This window comes from Methylibium rhizosphaerae, from assembly GCF_006386545.1.
GTDB classification, from domain to species: domain Bacteria; phylum Pseudomonadota; class Gammaproteobacteria; order Burkholderiales; family Burkholderiaceae_C; genus Pseudorivibacter; species Pseudorivibacter rhizosphaerae.
Genome location: NZ_SWAR01000012.1, coordinates 22,238 through 43,029 on the forward strand (window position 1 = coordinate 22,238; position 20,792 = coordinate 43,029).

Here is a 20,792-nt window from a genome sequence, read left to right on the forward strand (position 1 = left end):
CAGGGCCCGTCCCGCTTGCGCAGCCCGCGGTCGCGGGCCTAGCATCACGCCACCATGTGGCAGCCCCGGCGACCCGGTTCCTGGCGTTTCGGCATCGCGGCATTCGCGATGTTCATGAGCGCCTGCGGCGGCGGCATCTACGTCGGCGGCTACTGGGACTACGACGACTGGCCGCCCGACGTCTCGATCGCGGTGAACCCCGGCAGCGCCGCGCCGGGGCAGCAGGTGGCGCTGGTGGCGGCCGCCAGCGACGCCGACAGCGGCGTCGACGTGGTGATGTTCTTCCGCATCGAAAGCGGCGGCGGCATCACGCGGCTGGCCACCGACTGCTGTTCGCCGTACGAATGGACCACCACCGTGCCGGCCAGCGCCACCGGCAGCGTGCGCTATTTCGCGCGGGCCTTCGACTTCGCCGGCAACGTGGCCGACAGTGCGCCGGTCACGGTGACGGTGCTGCCGTGACGCGCAGGCTCAGGCGTTGAGCTTGCCGTGGTCGCCCATGCCGACCGGGCGGCCGCTCACGATGGACGCCGCCGTGGCGAGCGCGCGCACGATCTTGCTGGACGCGGCGTCCCAGTATTCGGCGCCTTCGGTGATGACGTGCAGCAGCACCAGGTCCGGATCGTCCGGGCCCAGCGGGAACCAGGGCTTGGCCATGGGGCTCCAGAGTTCGTGCACCAGCTCGCGGTCGTAGACCAGCTCGCCGCGGCCGAACACCGACACGAAACTCGACTTGCCGGCATCGGCAAAGCTCACGTTCACCTGCGACAGCTGGTGCGCCCGGGCCGACGTGGCATTGGTGAAGAACCAGAGGTCGGCGCTGCCGTCGACGCGCAGCACGCTCATCGGCCGGCTCACCAGCCGCAGGTGCTCGTCCACCGTGGTGACCATGCCCACGCGGATGTCCTCGATCATCTCGGCCACCCGGCCGAGCGCTTCGCTGCGTTGGGATTCGACTTCCATGGGGGACTCCTGGCTGACGTGCGGCACACACACGATGCTAGGAGCCGCCGCGGTCTCGACGGGTCAGTGCAGGGCGGCAGCGCGCGTCGGCCGGCGACTACAGCCGACGCCCCATCCACTCGCCCCACGGTTGCGGCTGCAGAGTATCGAAGCCCATGCGCCGATAGAACGCGAGGGCCCGTTCATTGAGGGCCGACACGCCCAGGTGCACGCCCGCCGCGCCGCGTTCGCGCAAGGCGGCGAACAGCCGTTCCATCAGCCGCCGGCCCATGCCGTGCCCCTGGGCTTCGGGCAGCAGGTCGATGTGCAGGTGCGCCGGGTGATCGCTCAGGAACGGCAGGGTTTCCATGCCGACCCCCTGGTGCAGGCGCCGCAGAAGCTGGGCGTCCGGACTGTTGTCGCCGTCGGCGGGCCGCGGGTGCCGGGCGCGCAGGGCCGGCCACCATTCGTTTTCGCAGCGGGCGGCGAAAGCCAGCGTGTCAGCCGTGCCGACGATGTAGCCGAGCGGACGGCCATGCCGCACCGCCACGAAGGCCAGCGACGGTTCCAGTGCGAGGTAGGGGCGCAGGTAGAGGTCGCACAGCAGGGTCGGCTCTTCATAGAGCTGGCTCGCATCGCCACCGTGCTGGCCGGTGCGGATGCACACCTCGTCCAGCGAGCGGGCGTCGGCGGCGGTGAAAGGCCGCAGCTCCATGGCCTCAGACCGCCTCGGCCGCCAGCACCCGCAGGATCTCCTGCCCGTAGGCTTCGAGCTTCTTGGCGCCCACGCCGCTCACCTCGCCCAGCGCCGCCAGCGAGCCGGGCTGCTGGCGTGCCATCTCGGCCAGGGTCGCATCGTGGAACACCACGTAGGCCGGCAGGTTGTGTTCGCGGGCCACCTCGGCGCGCCAGGCCTTGAGCGCGGCAAAGCGCTGCTGGGCCGCGGCGTCCAGATCGGCCGGCGCGGTCTTGCCCTTGGCACTGCCCGCCTTGCCGCGCGACAGCCTGCCCCGCTTGGGCGCCTCGGCCGGCACGCGCAGCAGCATCGTCTCACCACCCTTAAGCACGCTGCGTGCGCTTTCGGTGAGGGCCAGCGTGCTGAATTCGCCCTCGGCCACCACATGGCCCAGCGCGATCAGCTGGCGCAGCACCGAGCGCCACTGCTGCTCGGACAGGTCGGCGCCGATGCCGAAGGTGGTCAGCCGCTCGTGCTGGTACTGCGCCACCTTGTCGGTGCGCTTGCCGCGCAGCACGTCGATCAGATGCACCGCGCCGAAGCTGCGGGGGCCCCATTCGCGGCCGGCCTGCTGGAAGCGGTAGATGCACGACAGCGCCTTGCGCGCGGCTTCGGTGGCGTCCCAGGTGGCCGGCGGATTCAGGCAGTTGTCGCAGTTGCCGCAGGGCGCGCTTGCTTCGCCGAAGTAGTCGAGCAGCCGCACCCGCCGGCAGTCGTGCGCCTCGGCCAGCGCCAGCAGCGCATCGAGCTTGGTGCGCTGCACCCGCTTGAACTCGTCGCCGGCCGGGCTGTCGTCGATCATGCGGCGCTGGTTCACCACGTCGGCCAGGCCGTAGGTCATCCAGGCCTCGGCCGGCTCGCCGTCGCGCCCGGCGCGGCCGGTCTCCTGGTAGTAGCTCTCGATGTTCTTCGGCAGGTCCAGGTGGGCGACGAAGCGCACGTCGGGCTTGTCGATGCCCATGCCGAAGGCGATGGTGGCCACCATCACCAGCCCCTCCTCGCGCAGGAAGCGGTCCTGGTGCTTCTGGCGCACGGCGGCGTCCAGCCCGGCGTGGTAGGGCAGCGCGGCAATGCCTTCGTCGTTGAGCCAGGCGGCGGTTTCCTCCACCTTCTTGCGGCTCTGGCAGTACACGACACCGGCCTCGCCTTCATGCTCGTCGCGCAGGAAGCGCAGCAGCTGCCGGCGCGGTTCGTCCTTCTCGACGATGGTGTATCGGATGTTCGGGCGGTCGAAGCTGCTGATGAACACCCGCGCCTCGCCCAGCTGCAGGCGCTCGATGATGTCGGCGCGAGTGTGCTCGTCGGCGGTCGCGGTGAGCGCGATGCGCGGCACGCTGGCATAGCGCTCGTGCAGCACCGACAGGCCCAGGTATTCGCTGCGGAAGTCGTGGCCCCACTGGCTCACGCAATGCGCCTCGTCGATGGCGAACAGGCCGAGCAGGCCGCGCTGGTGCAGCGAATCCATCTGCGCCAGGAAGCGCGGCGTCGTCACCCGCTCGGGCGCGGCGTACAGCAGCGTGAGCCGCCCGTTCATCAGGTCGCGCTCGATCTGCTGGGCCTCCTCGAACGACAGCGTCGAATTCAGGAAGGCGGCATGCACGCCCACTTCCTCGAGCGCGCCGACCTGGTCGTGCATCAGGGCGATCAGCGGACTCACCACCACCGTCACGCCGTGGCCGGCCCGCTGGCGCGCGATGGCCGGCACCTGGTAGCACAGGCTCTTGCCGCCGCCGGTGGGCATGAGCACCAGCGCATCGCCGCCGGCGCACACGTGTTCGACGATCTCGGCCTGGTGGCCGCGAAAGGCGCCGTAGCCGAAGACCTCTTGCAGGATGGAAAGCGGGGCGGAAGACACGTTGGAGGCGAGTGGAAGGCGCAGTCGGCGGCGAGACGCGATCCTACGCGAGCGGCCGGCTCCGCCCGCCGCTTCGGAGAAGTCCTACCCGCACGGCGTGCGCTCCGCCGCAGAATCCGCAACAGGGGAGTCCAACAGCGGGGCACAAGACCGCGATGGTGTTCATTGGGGCCGATGGACGACTCGATCCTGGCTGCGTTCCTGCGCGGCTGCTCCCACCTCATCGTCGTGACCGACCCGTCGGGCCACATCGAGTGGGTCAACTCGGCCTTCGAGCGCACCACCGGCTACACCCTCGCCGAAGTGCGCGGCCGCCGGCCCAGCAGCTTCCTGAACGGCCCGCAAACCGATCCGCTGGCGATGGCACGGCTCGACGAAGCCCACCGCGCCATCCAGCCGGTGCACGGCCTGGAGCTCGCCCACTACCGGCGCGACGGCAGCGTCTACTGGATCGAGCTCGAACTGCTGCCGCTGCGCGATGCCGGCGGCGCCGTCACCCACTGGGTGGGCCTGCAGGACGACATCACCGAATGGAAGCGCGCGCAGAGCTCCTTCCGCAGCAGCGAGCGGCTGCTCAACGAGGCGGCGGAGATCGCGCACGTGGGCGCGTGGGACCTCGACGCGACCACCCATGAGCTGCGCTGGAGCAACCACACCTATGCCATCCACGAGGTGGACGCCGGCACGCCGGTCGACGCCGAATATGCGTTCTCCTTCTACACGCCGGCCTCGCAGCCGCTCATCCGCGCGGCCGTCGATCGGGCGCTGGCCGACGGCGAGCCGTATGACCTGGAGGTCGAGTTCATCACCGCGCGGGGCCAGCGGCGCTGGGCGCGGGCCATCGGCAATGCCGAGCTGCGCGGCGGCCGTGTGGTGCGCATCGCCGGCACCTTCCAGGACGTCACCGAGCGCCACCAGGCCCGCGAGCAGATCGCCGAGCTGGCCGAGCGCCTGCGCCTGGCCACCGATGCCTCGGGCATCGGCGTGTGGGAGCGCGCCCTGCCCGACGGCGACCTGACCTGGAACCAGCACATGTTCCGCCTCTACGACATCGAGCCGGAATCGGCGCCCGCCGGCGCCACGCGGTGGGAGCAGCGGCTGCACCCCGAGGACCGGGCGCGGGTGGTTGCCACCTTGCAGAGCCTGCGCGACGGCACGCAGAACGTCTACGAGATCGAGTACCGCATCGTGCTGGGCAACGGCGAGCTGCGCCACCTGCGGTCGGTGTCGCGGCGCTTCGAGGCCGCGGGCCGGGCCAAGCTCATCGGCACCGTGATCGACATCACCGATCTCCGGCGCTCGGAGCAGGCGCGCATGGAAAAGGAGGCGGCCGAACGGGCCAACCGCGCGAAGAGCGAGTTCCTCTCGCGGGTGAGCCATGAGCTGCGCACGCCGCTCAACGGCGTGCTGGGCTTTGCGCAGCTGCTGGCGCTCGACGTCTCGTCGCTGTCGGCTGCGCAGCGCGAACAGATCGGCCACCTCAAGCGTGCCGGCGAACACCTGCTGCAGATCGTCAACGACATGCTCGACCTCGCGTCGATCGAGGCCGGCGCCATGCGGCTCGTGCCCGAGGCGGTGATCCTGGGCGACGTGGTCGAAGACGCGGCGGCGCTGGTGCGCACGATGGCCGACGAGCGCGGCATCGGCCTGCAGCTGCTGCCGCCGGCGGACACAGGGATGAGCGTGCTGGCCGACCGCACCCGGCTGCGCCAGGTGCTGGTGAACCTGCTGTCCAACGCCGTCAAGTACAACCGGCTGCAGGGCAGCGTGCGGGTGAGCTGGAAGCAGGAAGGCAACCTGGGCTGCCTGCGGGTGCGCGATACAGGCCAGGGCCTCAAGCCGCACGAGCTGGCGCAGCTGTTCCAGCCCTTCAACCGGCTGGGAGCCGAGGCCACCACCATCGGCGGCACGGGGCTGGGCCTGTCGATCACCCGCCGGCTGATGGAAGCGATGGGCGGCCAGATCGACGTGAGTTCCACCCCAGGCATGGGCACCCAGTTCCGCCTGAGCCTGCCGCTGGCGCCGCCGCCGCTCGCCCTGCCGCTGACGCCGGGCGCCCCTGCCGCGCCGGCGGCCACCGTTGCGCCGCGCAGGCTGCTCTTCTATGTGGAGGACAACCCCACCAACGTGCTGCTGCTCAAGCACGCGCTCAACCTGCTCGGCCCGCAGTACCGGCTGGAGGTGGCCACCGACGGCGAGCAGGCGCTGGCCCGGCTGGCGACGCTGCGGCCCGACCTGGTGCTGCTGGACATCAACCTGCCGGGCATCAGCGGCTACGAAGTGCTGCGCCAGCTCGACAGCGTGATGAACAGCAGCCGCCCGCCCTGCGTGGCGGTGTCTGCCGATGCCATGCCCGAGGAGCTGGCACGCGCCCGCGAGGCCGGCTTCGACGACTACTGGACCAAGCCGCTCGACCTCGCCTCGCTGGGCGAGCGCATCGAGGGCCTGTTGCGCGCGGGCTCCTAGGGACTGGGTGCCGCGAGCCCCCTTGGCATAATCCCCCCTCGTTCAATGGAGCCCGGATCATGGCCTCGATCAACAAAGTCATCCTCATCGGAAACCTGGGCCGCGATCCCGAAGTGCGCTACGCACCCAGCGGCTCGGCCATCTGCAACGTCTCGATCGCCACCACCCGCAACTGGAAGAACCGCGACAGCGGCGAACGCCAGGAAGAAACCGAGTGGCACCGCGTGGTCTTCTACGACAAGCTGGCCGAAATCGCGGGCGAATACCTCAAGAAGGGCCGTTCGGTGTACGTCGAAGGCCGCCTGAAGACCCGCAAGTGGCAAGACAAGGAAGGCAAGGACAACTACACCACCGAGATCATTGCCGACCAGATGCAGATGCTCGGCGGCCGTGAAGGCTACGGCGGCGGCGACAGCGAAGGCGGTGGCGGCGGCTACAGCCGCGGCGGTGGCGACGAAGGCGGCGGCGGCCGCAGCGAGCGCCCGGCACAGCGCCAGGCGCCGCAACGCCCGGCCCCCCAGCAGAAGTCGTCCACCGGCTTCGACGACATGGATGACGACATCCCCTTCTGACTCCCACCCCCGTAGCGCCAGCGGCCGCGCGAAAACAAAAAAGGCCAAGGGCACGCCCTTGGCCTTTTTGTTGGCCGCCTGGGTGCCATGACGCACACTCGCGGCCATGAACGTTGCTGCATCCGCTCCCCGTCTGCTCGTGACCTGCCTGTGTGCGGGCTGGTGCACCACCTGCGAGGCCTACCGTGCGGTGTTCGAGCAGTCGGCGCGCGAGCATCCGCAGGCGCGGTTCGCCTGGGTCGACATCGAGGACGAAAGCGACGCGCTGGGTGACGCGGCGCTGGACATCGAGAGCTTTCCCACCTTGCTGATCGTGCGCGACGGCGCGCCCTGCTTCTACGGCACGGTGCTGCCGCACGGCGCCACCGTGTCGCGGCTGGTGGAGGCTGCGCAGGAGGCCGGCGAGCTGCCCGCCTTGAGCCGCGACCAGATCGATGCGTGGGCGCTGGCCGCCAGCGTCGAGGCCCTCTCCCGAGGGCCTGAATGAAACGAGCGGCAACTGCCGTGCGCCCGTGCAGCATGGTTCACCGCTGGTTGCATCGGCAATCGCGCAGCAGCAGTTGTTGAGCGCGCGTCGGCGCAAGCCGACAGCGCGACGCGCACCGTCCCGACAGCTTCGCAGGCACGCGCGCCTTACGGTGAGGCACCCCTTCACTTCCGTTAGGTGCCACCATGAAGTTGTTCAGACTGCTTGCCCTGCTGCTGGCTTCGGCCTCGCTGGTTTCAGCCTGCGGAGGCAACGACGACGATGCTGACGACCGGCTCGACATCGCCGATCCGAAGGTCCGGTTCGTGCACGCCATACCCGCCGGTCCCAACGTCTCGCTCTACCGCAACGACGTCAAGCAGGCCGACGCCACCAACGTGGGCTACAAGTTCGCGTCGAAGTACTTCGACGTCGACAACGGCGCGGCCGACTGGAAGGTCAAGCTCGAGACCGGCGACGTCACCTTGAGCACGACCAATTTCGACGCCCACCACGGCAACAAGTACACCCTGATCGCGCTGCCCGGCCAGACGGCTGCCGATGCGCTGCTGATCGACGACCCCTACAACAAGGGCCTGGTGAGCGACAAGGCCCGGGTTCGCGTGGTCAATGCGTCGTTCAACGCACAGAACGTCGACATCTACCTCACGCAACCGCAGGTCGACATCAACACCGTCGGCCCGACCATGAGCGCCGTCGGCTTCAAGACCGCCAGCCCGGCTTCCGGCAACGACTCGGTCGAGCTCGAAGGCGGCGTGTACCAGTTGCGCGTCACCACTGCCGGCACGAAGACGGTGATCTTCAACGTGGCGAGCGTCAACCTCGAGGACAACGCCGACTGGCTGCTGCTCACCATCCCTTCGGGCGGCATCGGTGCCGTGACGCCGAACGACATCCGGGTGCTGGTGGCCAAGTCCGACGATTCGGCGCAGACGACCCTGGAGCTCGTGTCGCAGTAAGGCGTCGGGCATTCGGATTGCCTGCCATGGCCTGGGGCGGCGCCGCTGCGTGGCCGCCCCTCGTCACGGAGGCTGCATGAAGAAACTCGAGGAGACCACCGCCATTCACACGGGCCGCCGCAGGACGCTGGCGCTGTGCGCCGCGGCTGCCGGGGCCGTGGTGCTGGCCGGCTGCGGCCCGCTGGACCGGCCGCAGGCCCCGGTCGCGGCACAGTCCGGCAAGCGGCTTGCGGCCTTCGGTGCCGAGCGCCCGCCGGGCGACGTGCGCCACATCGCCGACTGGGTGGCCGATTCGCGCGACAACCAGGCGCTGCCGTTCGCCATCCTGGACAAGGTCAACGCCAAGGTCTACGTGTTCGATGCCAACGCGCAGCTGCGCGGGGCGTCACCCGTGCTGCTGGGCACGGCGCCGGGCGACCACACGGTGCCGGGCATCGGCGAGCGCAAGATGTCCGAGATCCGCCCGCACGAGCGCACCACGCCGGCCGGTCGTTTCGTGGCCGAGCCGGGCCGCAACCTGCAGGGCGAAGACATCGTGTGGGTCGACTACGACGCGGCCGTCTCGATGCACCGGGTGCGCGCCAACAAGCCCGAAGAGCGCCGCCTCGAGCGGCTCGCCTCGCCCACCCCCGACGACAACCGCATCTCCTACGGCTGCATCAACGTGCCGGTGCGGTTCTTCGACGACGTGGTGAGCCCGTCCTTCCGCCAGCGCGGCATCGTCTACGTGCTGCCCGAGACGCGGCCGGTGCGTTCGGTGTTCCGCTCCTACGACGTCGCCCTGCGCAAGCCCGCCGCGGTGCAGACCGCCAGCGCGCGCTGACCGGCGCCTCATCCGTGCAGTAAAAAGGCCGGCCCTCGGGCCGGCCTTTCCATGCGCGGGCAGTGTCAGTTGCGGTCGCTGCGCGGAGCGCGCGCCGTGCCCGTGGCGCTGGAGCTGGTGGACGGGTCCGTCGTGGCGCTCGGTGCCGTGGTCGTGCCGCTGCCTTGCATCGTGCTGCTGTCGGTCGTGCTGGGCGACGTGGCCGTCGAGTCCGTGGTGGAGCCCGCCGATGGTGCGGTGGTGCTGCCGCCCTGGGGCTGCTGTGCAGCCGGGTCGGTCGTGCCGCCCGACGGCTGCGTGGTACTGGTCTGTGCATACGCGATGCCGATGGCGGCGGCCAACGAAACGATCGCGACGCCTAGGCCGGTGGTGTACTTGCTCATGAGGGGTCTCCTGTAGCGGTGTGAAAAGGACTTGCTCTGTGCAGAGCCACAACTGCCCGGGCGTGGCAGCGAGCCCGACGCCTGGCCTGAGGAGTCGGCAACGCTTGTGCCCGCCGGCTGCGGCTGTCGCCGGTGGGCGACGCAGGGTAATCACCGAGGCCGGACGTCCGAAGCGGTGTCGATTCCCGCCCGCGCCGTTCGTCGTGCAAATGATCCGAACGAACACCACTCACAGGAGCACACGATGCGATTCATGATGCTGATGATCCCCAAGGGCTACGAAAGCGCCGCACCGGGCACCGTCCCGGAAGATCCCCAGGCGGTCGCGGCGATGATGAAGTACAACGAAGCGCTCCAGCGCGCCGGCGTGCTGATTGCCTGCGACGGGCTGCATCCGCCGTCGATGGGCGCACGGGTATCGTTCGAGGGCGGCAGGCCGCGGGTCACCGACGGGCCGTTTGCCGAAGCGAAGGAAGTATTGGGAGGCTACTGGATGATCGACGTGAGATCGCGTGAGGAAGCCATCGAGTGGGCCCGGCGCTGCCCGGGGGCCGACAACGAGGTGATCGAGGTGCGCCAGGTGCAGGAGATGGCGGACTATCCCCAGGACGTACAGCAGGTCGCCGAAGGTTTTGCCGACATGCAGAACCGGCGCCGGTGAACCGTGGCGGCACAGACGACAACCCCTCCTGACGGTACCCATCGTGCGATCGACGCGGTCTGGCGCATCGAGTCGGCCAAGATCATTGCGTCGGTGGCGCGCATGGTGCGCGACGTGGGCGTGGCCGAAGAGCTGGCGCAGGACGCGCTGGTCACCGCGCTGGAGCAGTGGCCCAGCAAGGGCGTGCCCGACAACCCCGGAGCCTGGCTCATGACCACCGCCAAGCGCCGCGCCATCGACCACCTGCGCCACCACAAGCTGGCCGATGCCAAGCACGAGGAGATCGGCTACGAGATCGAAGCGCTGGGGAACGCGGTGACGCCCGACTTCAGCGACAGCCTCGACGACGACATCGGCGACGACCTGCTGCGCCTGGTGTTCACCTCATGCCACCCGGTGCTGTCCACCGAGGCGCGGGTGGCGCTCACGCTGCGCCTGCTCGGCGGCCTCACCACCGACGAGATCGCGCGGGCCTTCCTGGTGCCCGAGTCGACCATCGCGCAGCGCATCGTGCGCGCCAAGCGCACGCTGTCGGAAGCACGGGTGCCGTTCGAGGTGCCGCGCAAGGAAGAGCTGGCCGAGCGGCTGGCCTCGGTGCTCGCCGTCATCTATCTCATCTTCAACGAGGGTTATTCGGCCACCGCGGGCGACCACTGGATGCGTCCGGCGCTGTGCGATGACGCGCTGCGGCTGGGCCGCATCGTGGCCGAGCTGATGCCCGGCGAGCCGGAGGTGCAAGGCCTGGTGGCGCTGATGGAGATCCAGGCCTCGCGCTCGGCGGCGCGCACCGGCCCGGGCGGCGAGCCGGTGCTGCTGCTCGAGCAGAACCGCGCACGCTGGGACCAGCTGCTGATCCGGCGCGGCCTGGCGGCGCTGGAACGCGCCGAAGCGCTGGGCGGCGCCTACGGGCCCTATGCGCTGCAGGCCGCCATCGCGGCCTGCCATGCGCGCGCGCGCACCGCCGAAGAGACCGACTGGGTGCGCATCGCCGCGTTGTACGACGCGCTGGCCCAGCTGACGCCCTCGCCGGTGATCGAGCTCAACCGCGCGGTGGCGCTGGGCATGGCCTTCGGCCCGGCCGATGCGCTCGCGGTGGTGGACCGGCTGCGCGACGAGCCGTCGCTCAAGAACTACCACCTCCTGCCCAGCGTGCGCGGCGACCTGCTGTTCAAGCTCGGCCGCTATGACGAGGCCGGCCAGGAGTTCAAGCGCGCAGCCGGGCTCACCCGCAACCTGCGCGAGCGTGAACTGCTGCTCGCGCGTGCCGCTGCCTGCTCGCGCGGCGGCGCCGCACTGCAGTAGCCCCCGGGCGGCCGCACGTGTGAAAAGCCACCGCCTTTGACAGGGGCTGTGGCCGCATCGCAACCCCACGACGTGACTTGAGTCATGCCCGCCGGCGCGGCCTGCCGGACGGGCTTGAGAAAAGCCCGAGGGGGGCGCATTCTCCGTACCAGTTGCACAAGCAGTCGGAGGTGCCGTGATCAGCGAAGTCAACAACAGCTTGCAGACCATGGGGTTGGTTCAATACCTCCTGGCCTTGCTGTTCCTGATGAGCTATCCCTTGGCGCTGACCTCCTTCGCCGGCCCGCGCGGCCGCTTGCATGCGGGGCTGCTGGCCGTCGCTGCAGCCATCGGTTTCGTCGGCTTCACCAGCCCCTGGGAGCATGGCGTGCTGCTGGTGGCCATGGCGGTGCTCGCGATCGGCGCGTTCTCGGCGGTGGTGTGGCTGCTGGACGCGCTGCTGTCGCGGCTCGAGTTCAGCGCGCCGCGCCTCAGGGCCGCTCCGGCGGTTGCGCCTGACCAGGTGCCGCTGGCCGCGGCGCTGCAGGAGGCGCCGGCCGGAACGGCTGCGCCGCACAAGCCTGCGCACTCCGGTGCGCTGCCCATTGCGTGAGGATCGTCGCCTCGCTAGAGTGAATCTCCTTTTGCACGAGGAGACGGCGATGAAACGACTCTGGCTCGGTGCAGCGCTCCTATGCGCCACGGCAGCTGCGTTCGCGCACAACTGCCCCAACGAGATGAAGGCGATCGACGCCAAGCTCGCCAGCAACCCCAAGCTCAGCGACGCCGATGCCGCCAAGGTCAAGCAGCTGCGCGCCGACGGCGAAGCGCATCACAAGGCCGGCAAGCATGCCGAGTCGATGAAAGCGCTCGGCGAAGCCAAGGCCCTCCTGAAGATGTGACGCCCGCGCGGCCGGCCTGCACGCGGGGCCGCGTCGCGGGTGGTGCGCGATGCCGTGAACGAATGCACGGCAGGGTGTGACGCGGCCTCCACGGTCGCGTGCGCCTCACAGCGGTGCCGCTAGCATCGCGCGCCATGAAATCCATCTACCTGTTTGCCGCCATCCTCGTGTGCAGCGGCATCTCGGCCTTCGCCGGCAACCGCGGCGTCAAGACCGCGCTGTCGGTCGTCTCTGCAGCCATCGCCGGCTTCGCCCTCGTTCGCCTGCTCTGAGCAGGCGCCGGGTTCCGGCGCGCTTGCCCTCGCTGCCGTTCGCAGCGACGATTCGGCACCCTGACTCGCGACCGGCGCCTGCATGAGCGGATCCCTCCTCACCAACGTCTTCCTGCCGCTGGCGCTGGGCGCCATCATGCTGGGGCTGGGCCTGTCGCTCACGCCGGCCGACTTCACGCGGGTGGTGCGCTATCCCAAGGCGGTGGTCATCGGCCTGCTGGTGCAGATGCTGCTGCTTACCGGCGTCGCCTTCGGCGTGGCCTGGCTGTTCGGCCTGCCGCCCGAGCTTGCGGTGGGCCTGATGCTGCTCGCCGCCTCGCCGGGCGGCGCCACCGCCAACATCTACAGCCACCTCGCGCGCGGCGACGTGGCGCTCAACATCACGCTCACCGCCATCAACTCGCTGCTGTCGCTCGTGGTGCTGCCCTTCATCGTGAGCCTCGCGCTGCAGCACTTCATGGCGAGCGACCAGTACGTGCCGCCGCCGGTGCGCAAGGTGGTGGAGGTGGGCGTCATCATCCTCGGCCCGGTGGCCGTCGGCATGTTCCTGCGCCAGCGCTGGCCGGGTTTCGCCGCGCTCATGGAAAGGCCGATCCGCCTGTTCTCGGTGCTGCTGCTGGCCGTGCTGGTGGTGGCCGCCGTGGTGCAGGAATGGAAGACGCTCACCGCCTACTTCGCCGTGGTGGGCGGCGCCTGCCTGGTGTTCAACCTGCTGTCGATGGCGGTGGGCTACGGCGTCCCGCTTGCCGCCCGCCTGCCCGAGCGGCAGGCCGTGGCCATCGCGATGGAGATCGGCATCCACAACGGCACGCTGGCGATCTTCATCGCGCTCAACGTGCTGGGCAGCAGCACCATGGCCGTGCCGCCTGCGATCTACAGCCTCATCATGTTCGTCACCGCCGGCGTGTTCGCCTGGTGGCTCACCCGGCGTGCGCGGGCGGCGCGGGCCGCGGCAGAAACCACCCCGGCCTGACCCGGCCTCGATCGAGCCTCACACCATGTGCCGCAACATCAAGACCCTGTTCAACTTCGAGCCGCCGGCCACCGAGCTGGAGATCCGCGATGCCTCGCTGCAGTTCGTGCGCAAGCTGAGCGGCTTCAACATGCCTTCGAAGGCCAACGAGGCGGCGTTCAACCGCGCCGTCGAGGACGTGGCCGCCGCCGCCCGGGTGCTGATCGCTTCGCTCGTGACGACCGCCGAGCCGCGCAATCGCGAAGTGGAGGCGCAGAAGGCGCGGGCTCGATCGGCCGCGCGGTTCGGCGCGTAGCTCAGGCCAGCTCCGCATTGATCGCCGCGAGCACCGCGCTGCCCGGGCACAGCTCGGCCTCGCCGAGCCGGTTGAGCGGCGTGTCCACCGTCTTCAGGTGGGTATGCAGGTCCTCGGCGGCCCCGTCCACGTAGAGCAGCCCGGTGACGATCTCGCCGTTCGCGGTGTGCTCGGCGATGTGGTTCATCGCCGCGAGCCGGTCGCCCGGGTCGTAGCCCCGGTGAAGCTTGCGCAGCCGCAACAGGCTGCCGTCGTGCTGCGTCACCTCGATCACCTCGCCGGGCGCGTAGCTCGCGGTGATGGCATCGCGCGAAGGCATGAAGTCCAGGCGGTTCACCGCTTCGTTGTGGGCTCGCACATGGTCGTAGCTCTTGGTGCTGCCGGCGTGGTTGTTGAAGGCCACGCAGGGGCTGATGACGTCGAGCAGCGCCGCGCCCTTGTGCCGCAGGGCGCCCTTGATGAGCGGTACCAGCTGCTCCTTGTCGCCCGAGAAGCTGCGGGCCACGTAGCTCGCGCCCAGCTGCAGCGCCAGTGACACCAGGTCGATCGGCGCGTCGGTGTTGACCACACCCTTCTTGCTCTTGCTGCCGGCATCGGCGGTGGCCGAGAACTGGCCCTTGGTGAGGCCGTACACGCCGTTGTTCTCGACGATGTAGGTCATGTTCACGCCGCGCCGCATCGCATGCGCGAACTGCCCGAGGCCGATGGAGGCCGAGTCGCCGTCGCCCGAGACACCCAGGTACAGCAGCTCGCGGTTGGCGAGGTTGGCGCCGGTCAGCACGCTGGGCATGCGGCCGTGCACGGTGTTGAAGCCGTGCGAGTTGCCGAGGAAGTAGTCCGGCGTCTTGGAAGAGCAGCCGATGCCCGACAGCTTGGCGACGCGGTGCGGCTCGATGTCGAGTTCCCAGCAGGCCTGGATCAGCGCCGCCGAGATCGAGTCGTGCCCGCAGCCGGCGCACAGGGTGCTGATCTTCCCCTCGTAGTCTCGGCGGGTGTAGCCCAGGCTGTTCCGGCGCAGCGTCGGGTGGTGGAGAACAGGCTTGGCGAGGTAGGTCATGCGGCCCTTCCTTTGCTGATGGGCTCGACGTTGTGGCGCTGCAGGTGGCCGGCGATGGCGGCCGCGATGAAGCGGGCGGTGATCGGCGTGCCGTCGAAGTGCAGCACCGGCACCAGCCGGGCCGGGTCGAGCTCCTGCTCGGTCACCAGCAGCGTGCGCAGCTGCGCGTCGCGGTTCTGCTCGATCACGAACACCGTCTCGTGCGCGGCGATGAAGTCGTCCACCGCGTCGGGAAAGGGGAAGGCGCGCAGGCGCAGCAGGTCCACATGGATGCCCTGCCCGCGCAGCGCCTCGAAGGCCTCGGCCATCGCCGGGCTGGTGGAGCCGTAGTAGATGACGCCCAGCCGCGTCGGCCTGGCGGCCTGCCGCAACACCGGCTGCGGCACCAGCGTCTTCGCGGTCTCGAACTTCTTCAGCAGCCGCTCGACGTTGTAGACGTAGTCGGGCCCGGCTTCCGAATAGCGCGCATAGGCATCGCGGGTGGTGCCGCGGGTGAAGTACGCGCCGCGTTTCGCATGGGTGCCGGGGTAGGTGCGGTACGGGATGCCGTCGCCGTCCACGTCCAGGTAGCGGCCGAAGTCGCGCCCCGCCTCCAGCTCCTCGGCCGTCATGACCTTGCCGCGGTCGTAGCGGCGGGCGTCGTCCCATTGCAGCGGCTCGCACAGGCGGTGGTTCATGCCGATGTCGAGGTCGGTCATCAGGAAGACCGGCGTCTGCAGCCGGTCGGCGAGGTCGAGTGCCGCGGCCGCGAACTCGAAGCATTCCTTCGGGTCCTCGGGGAACAGCAGCACATGCTTGGTGTCGCCGTGCGACGCGTAGGCGCAGGCCAGCACGTCGGCCTGCTGCGTTCGGGTGGGCATGCCGGTGGACGGGCCGCCGCGCTGCACGTTGATGACGGTGACCGGGATCTCGGCGAAATAGGCCAGGCCGATGAACTCGGTCATGAGCGACACGCCGGGGCCGGACGTCGCGGTGAACGCGCGGGCGCCGTTCCAGCCCGCGCCGGTGACGATGCCGATGGAGGCGATCTCGTCTTCGGCCTGCACGATGGCGAACTTGTTCCGGGCCGTCGTCTTGTCCACCCGCAGCTTGCGGCAGTACTTCTCGAAGGCCTCGGCCAGCGACGAGCTCGGCGTGATCGGGTACCAGGCGCACACGGTGGCGCCGCCGTACACGCAGCCCAGCGCCGCCGCGGCATTGCCTTCGACGAAGATGCGCTGGCCCACCGCGTCGCGCCGCTCCACCCGCAGCCCGATCGCGTCGTCGAAATACTCCTTGCCGTGGTGCAGCCCGATCATGAAGGCGTCCAGGTTGGGCTCGATCAGCTTCGCCTTGCCCTTGTACTGCTCGCCCAGCAGGGTGGCGATCACCTCCGGCTCGATGCCCAGCACCGCGGCCAGCACGCCGACGTAGACGATGTTCTTGAGCAGCTGCCGCTCGCGCGGGTCGGTGTAGCGGGTGGCGCACAGCTCGGTGAGCGGCACGCCCAGCAGGTGGATGTCGTCGCGGAACCGCGTCTGCGGCAGCGCCTTGGACGAGTCGTACAGCAGGTAGCCGCCCGGCTCGATCTCGGCCACGTCGCGGTCCCAGGTCTGCGGATTCATCGCCACCATCAGGTCGCATCCGCCGCGCCGGCCCAGCCAGCCGGCTTCGCACACCCGCACCTCGTACCAGGTGGGCAGGCCCTGGATGTTGCTCGGGAAGATGTTGCGCGGGCTCACCGGCACGCCCATGCGCAGCAGGCTCCTGGCGAACAGCTCGTTGGCCGACGCCGATCCCGAGCCGTTGACGTTGGCGAACTTGACGACGAAGTCGTTGACGGCTTCGATGCGGGGCTTGGTTTGCATGTATCAATGGCTCCGCTTCACGTCGCCCCCTGAGGGGAAGCGCCGACGGCGCTACGCAGGTGGGCGTGGGCCCTGCAGGCGCGGCCGGCCTGCGGCAGGTCGAGCAGCATCTTCTGCATGTCCCAGGCGCCGGTCGGGCAGCGCTCGGCGCACAGCCCGCAGTGCAGGCACACGTCCTCGTCCTTCACCATGACCCGCGCCGTCCGGAGCGGCGCCGAGACGTACAGCGACTGGTCGGCATGCCGCGCCGGCGCGCGCAGCCGCGTGCGCAGCTCGGCTTCCTCGCCGTTGGCGGTGAAGGTGATGCAGTCGGTCGGACAGATGTCCACGCAGGCGTCGCACTCGATGCACTGGCCGGCCGAAAACACCGTCTGCACGTCGCAGTTGAGGCAGCGCTGCGCCTCCTTCCAGGCGGTGGCCGCGTCGAAGCCGAGCTCCACCTCGACCTTGATGCTGCGCAGCGACTTGTTCGCGTCGGTCCATGGCACCTTGTGACGCGCATCCGGCATCACCTGGTTGTCGTAGCTCCATTCGTGGATGCCCATCTTCTGCGACACCAGGTTCAGCATCGGCGGCGGCCGCTCGTTCACGTCTTCGCCCTGCAGGAACCGGTCGATCGAGATGGCGGCCTCATGGCCCTGGGCCACCGCCCAGATGATGTTCTTCGGGCCGAGCGCCGCATCGCCGCCGAAGAACACGTGCGGCAGCGAAGACTGCAGCGTCGCAGGGTCGAGCACCGGCATGCCGTGTTCGTTGAAGGCGATGCCGGCGCTGCGCTCGATCCAGGGGAAGGCGTTCTCCTGGCCCACCGCGACCAGCACCTCGTCGCATTCGTGCACCTCGTCCGGCTCGCCGGTGGGCACGAGCTGGCGGCGGCCCTTGTCGTCGCGCACCGCACGCACCCGTTCGAAGCTCATGCCGACCAGCTGGCCGTCGCGGTGCAGGAAGGCCCGCGGCACGCGGCAGTCGAGGATCGGGATGCCTTCGTGTTGCGCGTCTTCCTTTTCCCACGGCGAGGCCTTCATCTCGTCGAAGGGTGAACGCACGATCACCTTCACCTCCTCGCCGCCCAGGCGCCGCGCGGTGCGGCAGCAGTCCATCGCGGTGTTGCCGCCGCCCAGCACGATCACCCGCTTGCCAATGCGGGTGGTGTGGCCGAACGACACCGAGGCCAGCCAGTCGATGCCGATGTGGATGGAGGCCGACGCTTCCGCGCGGCCGGGGATCGACAGGTCGCGCCCGCGTGGGGCGCCGGAGCCGACGAACACCGCGTCCCAGTTGTCGGCCAGCAGCTGCTGCATCGACTCGATGCGGGTGCCGCCGCGGAACTCGACGCCCAGCTGCATCACGTAGCCGGTCTCCTCGTCGATCACCTCCTCGGGCAGGCGGAAGCGCGGGATCTGCGAGCGGATCATGCCGCCGGCCTGGGTGTCGCCGTCGAACACCGTCACGTGGTAGCCCAGCGGCGCGAGGTCGCGCGCCACGGTGAGCGATGCCGGGCCGGCGCCGACGCAGGCGATGCGCTTGCCGTTCTTCAGCGCCGCCGGCCGCGGCAGCCGCTCGTGCACGCTGTCGTCCTTGAAGTCGGCGGCCACCCGCTTCAGGCGGCAGATCGCCACCGGCTCGGGTCGCGCGGCCTGCGCCTCCTCGACGCGGCCGCGCCGGCAGGCCGGCTCGCACGGGCGATCGCAGGTGCGGCCCAGGATGCCGGGGAACACGTTCGACGCCCAGTTGACCATGTAGGCGTCGGTGTAGCGGCCCGCCGCAATGAGGCGGATGTATTCGGGCACCGGCGTGTGCGCCGGGCAGGCCCATTGGCAGTCGACCACCTTGTGGAAGTAGTCGGGCTGTCGGATGTCGGTGGCTTTCAATGCGACGACTCCTTCCGCCAGCTTTTGGCTGGCTGGCGCAATGCTAGGAGTGTGTCGCTGCCGGGTGTGCGAGGGTTTGCGCGAGGAAGCGGCCGCGCAGGCCGCAGGGAAGAGGCGTGCACCGCCTGCTGCGGTGCACGATGGCCGCTCAGCGCGCGGGCATGTAGCGGTCCCAGAAGCCGGCGGCCGGCTCGGTCTGCTGCACCACGTCCACCCACATGCCCGAAGGGTCCACAAGCCCGAAGCGCCGCTGGCCCCAGGGCTCGTCGTGCAGCGGGTGGGCGAACTTCGCACCGGCCTTGCGCAGGCGCTCGAACTCTGCGGCTGCATCGGCCACCTGCAGCGTGAGCAGCAGGCCCTGGCCGCCGAAGCGTTCGGGGCCGGGCGGGCGCGACGGGTGGTCGGGCGTCATGAAGGCCACCGCGCCCGAGCCGGAGGCCAGGTAGACGAACCAGGTGGCTTCGAACTCGACCTGGAAGCCCAGCCGCTGGACGTAGAAGTCGCGGCACTCGGCCAGCTTGTCGGTCACGACGACCGGATAGGACGACAGCAGCTGCATCTTGGCGATCTCCTTCTTGTCGCCGGCGGCGCGGGCCGGGTCGATGTGCGACATCAGCAAAAGCAGCGGCGCGGCAGTCAGCGCCGCCGCGAGCCATCGGGCATGGGGCATGGAACGCTCTCCTTCGGGGTGGAAGTGCAGGCGTTCAGTGTGCGAAGGCGGGCGCCTTCGTGTCTTGAAGAAATACGACACGCGCCGACTGCCCGGCGGGCGAGCAGCCGGCCAGCCGCGAGAACTCGCGCGTCATGTGGCTCTGGTCGGCATAGCCCGCCTGCGCCGCCACGTCGGCCAGGTCGGCATGCGCGCCCGAGGCCAGCAGGGACCGGGCACGGTGCAGGCGCACGATGCAGGCGAAGAACTTGGCCGGGATGCCGACCTGTTCGAGGAACAGCCGCTGCAGCTGCCGCGGGCTGCGGCCCAGCTGCTGCGCCAGCGTGTCGATGCGCAGCGCGCCGTGCGCTGCCTCGATGTGGCGCACCATCTGTTCGACCGGGCCGGGTGGCGCGGGGTGGTGTGCCAGCAGTGCGTGCAGGCCGCGCTCGACAGCGGCGAACGCGTCGGCGGGTAACGCGGCCGCAGCTGCAGCCGCCTGGTCGGCCAACGGCCCCAGCAGCCCAGGCGGCAGCAGATGGCGCGCGTCTTCGCAACGGTCGGTGAGCTCGGCGGCGCTGGCCTGCAGGAAGTGCTGGTGCTGCGCCGGTCTCAGGCGGATGCCGAGGTAGTGACGGCCCGGCACACACGGCACCAGCGTCGGTTGCGTCGTGCAGCCGTAGCCGAAGCCGCGCCAGCCGCCCGGGCCGAACTCCAGCACGAGGTCGATGCAGCCGTCGGGCAGCACCGGGTGTGTGCTGTCGCCGTTGTCGAGGCACAGCCAGTAGTGGTCGACGAAACGTGCCAGCGCCGGCTGCGGGCGCTGCAGCAGGAGCCGGCCTGGCGCCTGGCAGTGGTCGGCGGTGTTGTCCATCGGGCTGTCCACGTGCGAAGCCGAAGCCTAGCCGAGGTGATACTCCGCGGCACAACCGGAGGGACACGAGGCAGTGACCCGGCGCGAAGGCGCCTTCACTTCACCTGCAGCACCCGCATGCCGAGCTGCCGGCCGCCGGGCTTGTCGAGCAGGCGGATGGTGGCCTGGCGGGGCACGAAGCCGGCCGGCAGCTGCACGTGGCCGCGCAGGCTTTCGTGCGTGCCCACGGTGATGGCGATCGGCTCCGGGTTCACCACGCTGCCGGTCGAGGTGCCGCTGCCGCCCACGCTGCCGTTGCGGCTGGCCTCGCCCGACACCACCAGCTGCATCGTCACCGCCATTGGCTTGGCGCCGCCGCGGGTGCCGCGCGAGAGCACCACGTCGTAGGCGAGGCCGCCGTCGCGCGCGGCGAACCTGGCGGCGCGCACCTCGATCGCCCCGCCGCGCGGGTCGGGCGGCAGCACCTCCACCAGCTCGGCGATGTCGGCACGCAGCTGTTCGACGGTGGCGCGGCTGGCCGAAGCCTCGCCGGCGGCCCTTTCGCCTTCGGCCAGCGCGGCCTGCAGCTTCTTCGAGGTGTCGGCCAGCTCGGCGCGCAGGCGCTGGCGCTCGCCGTCGGCTTCCTGGAAGGCGGCGCGCAGCTCGGCCGACGCCGAGGCGGTGAGCCGGGGAGGCAGGTGTTCTTCCTGCACGTAGATCACGCTGCCGGCTCCCACCCCCACGCCGAGCAGCAGCAGCATCAGCCAGCGCGGCACGCGCACACGCGTGCGGCGGCGGCCATAGGGATCGAAGGCGACGGGTTTGAACGAAGCGGACATGGGCCTGGGCCTCTAGTGTGTGGCGCTGCGGTGGCGCGAAGCGGTATGCACAGGCGCCCGGGAGTGCGC

23 protein-coding genes are annotated in these 20,792 nt (G+C 70.0%); 13 read left to right on the plus strand and 10 right to left on the minus strand.

What is annotated here, in order from left to right; translation table 11 throughout:
* Window positions 1–54: 54 nt before the first annotated feature.
* Entirely contained in the window at window positions 55–462 is a 408-nt protein-coding gene (locus E8D38_RS10995) for a hypothetical protein (RefSeq protein ID WP_140629313.1), read from the plus strand.
* 9 nt (window positions 463–471) lie between these two features.
* On the opposite strand, the gene E8D38_RS11000 is transcribed toward E8D38_RS10995, so the two are convergent.
* The 3 genes from E8D38_RS11000 to recQ form a co-directional block, all read right to left on the minus strand.
* On the minus strand, window positions 472–963 hold the full coding sequence (locus E8D38_RS11000) for a pyridoxamine 5'-phosphate oxidase family protein (RefSeq protein WP_140629320.1): 492 nt from the start codon (window positions 961–963) through the stop codon (window positions 472–474).
* A 97-nt stretch (window positions 964–1,060) separates the two neighbouring features.
* On the minus strand, window positions 1,061–1,657 hold the full coding sequence (locus E8D38_RS11005) for a GNAT family N-acetyltransferase (RefSeq protein ID WP_140629327.1): 597 nt from the start codon (window positions 1,655–1,657) through the stop codon (window positions 1,061–1,063).
* Between the two features lie 4 nt (window positions 1,658–1,661).
* Entirely contained in the window at window positions 1,662–3,533 is a 1,872-nt protein-coding gene (gene recQ / locus E8D38_RS11010) for a DNA helicase RecQ (RefSeq protein WP_342779534.1), read from the minus strand.
* Between the two features lie 174 nt (window positions 3,534–3,707).
* Between recQ and E8D38_RS11015 the strand changes: the two genes are divergently transcribed.
* The 5 genes from E8D38_RS11015 (at window position 3,708) to E8D38_RS11035 (ending at window position 8,840) form a co-directional block, all read left to right on the plus strand.
* Window positions 3,708–5,999 carry a PAS domain S-box protein gene (locus tag E8D38_RS11015; RefSeq protein WP_140629343.1) on the plus strand — a complete coding sequence of 764 codons (2,292 nt, stop codon included), beginning with the start codon at window positions 3,708–3,710 and terminating at the stop codon, window positions 5,997–5,999.
* A gap of 59 nt (window positions 6,000–6,058) precedes the next feature.
* Window positions 6,059–6,571, plus strand: coding sequence for a single-stranded DNA-binding protein (gene ssb, locus E8D38_RS11020; RefSeq protein WP_140629352.1), 513 nt, complete (start codon window positions 6,059–6,061; stop codon window positions 6,569–6,571).
* A gap of 106 nt (window positions 6,572–6,677) precedes the next feature.
* Complete coding sequence (locus E8D38_RS11025) at window positions 6,678–7,058, plus strand: thioredoxin family protein (RefSeq protein ID WP_140629361.1); 381 nt, start codon at window positions 6,678–6,680, stop codon at window positions 7,056–7,058.
* A gap of 185 nt (window positions 7,059–7,243) precedes the next feature.
* On the plus strand, window positions 7,244–8,017 hold the full coding sequence (locus E8D38_RS11030) for a DUF4397 domain-containing protein (RefSeq protein WP_140629366.1): 774 nt from the start codon (window positions 7,244–7,246) through the stop codon (window positions 8,015–8,017).
* 76 nt (window positions 8,018–8,093) lie between these two features.
* Entirely contained in the window at window positions 8,094–8,840 is a 747-nt protein-coding gene (locus E8D38_RS11035; protein WP_140629373.1) for a hypothetical protein, read from the plus strand.
* 65 nt (window positions 8,841–8,905) lie between these two features.
* Here E8D38_RS11035 and E8D38_RS11040 read toward each other — a convergent pair whose 3' ends face one another.
* Window positions 8,906–9,223, minus strand: coding sequence for a hypothetical protein (locus E8D38_RS11040; protein ID WP_140629380.1), 318 nt, complete (start codon window positions 9,221–9,223; stop codon window positions 8,906–8,908).
* A gap of 244 nt (window positions 9,224–9,467) precedes the next feature.
* On the opposite strand from E8D38_RS11040, the gene E8D38_RS11045 reads away from it, so the two are divergent.
* From E8D38_RS11045 to E8D38_RS11070, 7 genes are all read left to right on the plus strand, one after another.
* On the plus strand, window positions 9,468–9,884 hold the full coding sequence (locus tag E8D38_RS11045; RefSeq protein WP_140629387.1) for a YciI family protein: 417 nt from the start codon (window positions 9,468–9,470) through the stop codon (window positions 9,882–9,884).
* A gap of 3 nt (window positions 9,885–9,887) precedes the next feature.
* On the plus strand, window positions 9,888–11,186 hold the full coding sequence (locus tag E8D38_RS11050) for an RNA polymerase sigma factor (RefSeq protein WP_246099436.1): 1,299 nt from the start codon (window positions 9,888–9,890) through the stop codon (window positions 11,184–11,186).
* Window positions 11,187–11,361: 175 nt separating this feature from the next.
* Window positions 11,362–11,778 (plus strand): hypothetical protein, encoded by a 417-nt coding sequence (locus E8D38_RS11055; protein ID WP_140629393.1) that lies wholly within the window; start codon window positions 11,362–11,364, stop codon window positions 11,776–11,778.
* 49 nt (window positions 11,779–11,827) lie between these two features.
* Window positions 11,828–12,067, plus strand: a complete 240-nt coding sequence (locus tag E8D38_RS11060) for a hypothetical protein (RefSeq protein WP_140629400.1) — start codon at window positions 11,828–11,830, stop codon at window positions 12,065–12,067.
* Between the two features lie 134 nt (window positions 12,068–12,201).
* Window positions 12,202–12,339, plus strand: a complete 138-nt coding sequence (locus E8D38_RS28275) for a hypothetical protein (protein ID WP_181179055.1) — start codon at window positions 12,202–12,204, stop codon at window positions 12,337–12,339.
* 82 nt (window positions 12,340–12,421) lie between these two features.
* Window positions 12,422–13,312 carry a bile acid:sodium symporter family protein gene (locus E8D38_RS11065; RefSeq protein WP_140629407.1) on the plus strand — a complete coding sequence of 297 codons (891 nt, stop codon included), beginning with the start codon at window positions 12,422–12,424 and terminating at the stop codon, window positions 13,310–13,312.
* Window positions 13,313–13,337: 25 nt separating this feature from the next.
* Window positions 13,338–13,607, plus strand: coding sequence for a DUF2277 domain-containing protein (locus E8D38_RS11070; protein WP_140629413.1), 270 nt, complete (start codon window positions 13,338–13,340; stop codon window positions 13,605–13,607).
* 1 nt (window position 13,608) lies between these two features.
* Here the strand turns inward: E8D38_RS11070 and E8D38_RS11075 are convergent, their stop codons facing one another.
* The 6 genes from E8D38_RS11075 to E8D38_RS11100 form a co-directional block, all read right to left on the minus strand.
* Window positions 13,609–14,664: a 2-oxoacid:ferredoxin oxidoreductase subunit beta gene (locus E8D38_RS11075; RefSeq protein WP_140629416.1), complete on the minus strand. Its 1,056-nt coding sequence runs from the start codon at window positions 14,662–14,664 to the stop codon at window positions 13,609–13,611.
* Window positions 14,661–16,511, minus strand: coding sequence for a 2-oxoacid:acceptor oxidoreductase subunit alpha (locus E8D38_RS11080; protein WP_140629419.1), 1,851 nt, complete (start codon window positions 16,509–16,511; stop codon window positions 14,661–14,663). The genes E8D38_RS11075 and E8D38_RS11080 overlap by 4 nt, the downstream gene beginning before the upstream one ends.
* A 17-nt stretch (window positions 16,512–16,528) precedes the next feature.
* On the minus strand, window positions 16,529–18,382 hold the full coding sequence (locus tag E8D38_RS11085) for an FAD-dependent oxidoreductase (RefSeq protein ID WP_140629423.1): 1,854 nt from the start codon (window positions 18,380–18,382) through the stop codon (window positions 16,529–16,531).
* Window positions 18,383–18,530: 148 nt separating this feature from the next.
* Complete coding sequence (locus E8D38_RS11090) at window positions 18,531–19,052, minus strand: VOC family protein (protein ID WP_246099437.1); 522 nt, start codon at window positions 19,050–19,052, stop codon at window positions 18,531–18,533.
* Window positions 19,053–19,086: 34 nt separating this feature from the next.
* Complete coding sequence (locus tag E8D38_RS11095; RefSeq protein WP_140629432.1) at window positions 19,087–19,905, minus strand: AraC family transcriptional regulator; 819 nt, start codon at window positions 19,903–19,905, stop codon at window positions 19,087–19,089.
* A gap of 95 nt (window positions 19,906–20,000) precedes the next feature.
* Complete coding sequence (locus E8D38_RS11100; RefSeq protein ID WP_140629437.1) at window positions 20,001–20,723, minus strand: hypothetical protein; 723 nt, start codon at window positions 20,721–20,723, stop codon at window positions 20,001–20,003.
* Window positions 20,724–20,792 lie beyond the last annotated feature (69 nt).

What these genes read in the sequence shown, in the direction of transcription:
- E8D38_RS10995 (WP_140629313.1), top strand. Translation starts at nt 55, where the DNA reads ATGTGGCAGCCCCGGCGACCCGGTTCCTGGCGTTTCGGCATCGCGGCA.
- E8D38_RS11000 (WP_140629320.1), bottom strand. Translation starts at nt 963, where the DNA reads ATGGAAGTCGAATCCCAACGCAGCGAAGCGCTCGGCCGGGTGGCCGAG.
- E8D38_RS11005 (WP_140629327.1), bottom strand. Translation starts at nt 1,657, where the DNA reads ATGGAGCTGCGGCCTTTCACCGCCGCCGACGCCCGCTCGCTGGACGAG.
- E8D38_RS11015 (WP_140629343.1), top strand. Translation starts at nt 3,708, where the DNA reads ATGGACGACTCGATCCTGGCTGCGTTCCTGCGCGGCTGCTCCCACCTC.
- ssb (WP_140629352.1), top strand. Translation starts at nt 6,059, where the DNA reads ATGGCCTCGATCAACAAAGTCATCCTCATCGGAAACCTGGGCCGCGAT.
- E8D38_RS11025 (WP_140629361.1), top strand. Translation starts at nt 6,678, where the DNA reads ATGAACGTTGCTGCATCCGCTCCCCGTCTGCTCGTGACCTGCCTGTGT.
- E8D38_RS11030 (WP_140629366.1), top strand. Translation starts at nt 7,244, where the DNA reads ATGAAGTTGTTCAGACTGCTTGCCCTGCTGCTGGCTTCGGCCTCGCTG.
- E8D38_RS11035 (WP_140629373.1), top strand. Translation starts at nt 8,094, where the DNA reads ATGAAGAAACTCGAGGAGACCACCGCCATTCACACGGGCCGCCGCAGG.
- E8D38_RS11040 (WP_140629380.1), bottom strand. Translation starts at nt 9,223, where the DNA reads ATGAGCAAGTACACCACCGGCCTAGGCGTCGCGATCGTTTCGTTGGCC.
- E8D38_RS11045 (WP_140629387.1), top strand. Translation starts at nt 9,468, where the DNA reads ATGCGATTCATGATGCTGATGATCCCCAAGGGCTACGAAAGCGCCGCA.
- E8D38_RS11060 (WP_140629400.1), top strand. Translation starts at nt 11,828, where the DNA reads ATGAAACGACTCTGGCTCGGTGCAGCGCTCCTATGCGCCACGGCAGCT.
- E8D38_RS28275 (WP_181179055.1), top strand. Translation starts at nt 12,202, where the DNA reads ATGAAATCCATCTACCTGTTTGCCGCCATCCTCGTGTGCAGCGGCATC.
- E8D38_RS11065 (WP_140629407.1), top strand. Translation starts at nt 12,422, where the DNA reads ATGAGCGGATCCCTCCTCACCAACGTCTTCCTGCCGCTGGCGCTGGGC.
- E8D38_RS11070 (WP_140629413.1), top strand. Translation starts at nt 13,338, where the DNA reads ATGTGCCGCAACATCAAGACCCTGTTCAACTTCGAGCCGCCGGCCACC.
- E8D38_RS11075 (WP_140629416.1), bottom strand. Translation starts at nt 14,664, where the DNA reads ATGACCTACCTCGCCAAGCCTGTTCTCCACCACCCGACGCTGCGCCGG.
- E8D38_RS11080 (WP_140629419.1), bottom strand. Translation starts at nt 16,511, where the DNA reads ATGCAAACCAAGCCCCGCATCGAAGCCGTCAACGACTTCGTCGTCAAG.
- E8D38_RS11090 (WP_246099437.1), bottom strand. Translation starts at nt 19,052, where the DNA reads ATGCCCCATGCCCGATGGCTCGCGGCGGCGCTGACTGCCGCGCCGCTG.
- E8D38_RS11095 (WP_140629432.1), bottom strand. Translation starts at nt 19,905, where the DNA reads ATGGACAACACCGCCGACCACTGCCAGGCGCCAGGCCGGCTCCTGCTG.
- E8D38_RS11100 (WP_140629437.1), bottom strand. Translation starts at nt 20,723, where the DNA reads ATGTCCGCTTCGTTCAAACCCGTCGCCTTCGATCCCTATGGCCGCCGC.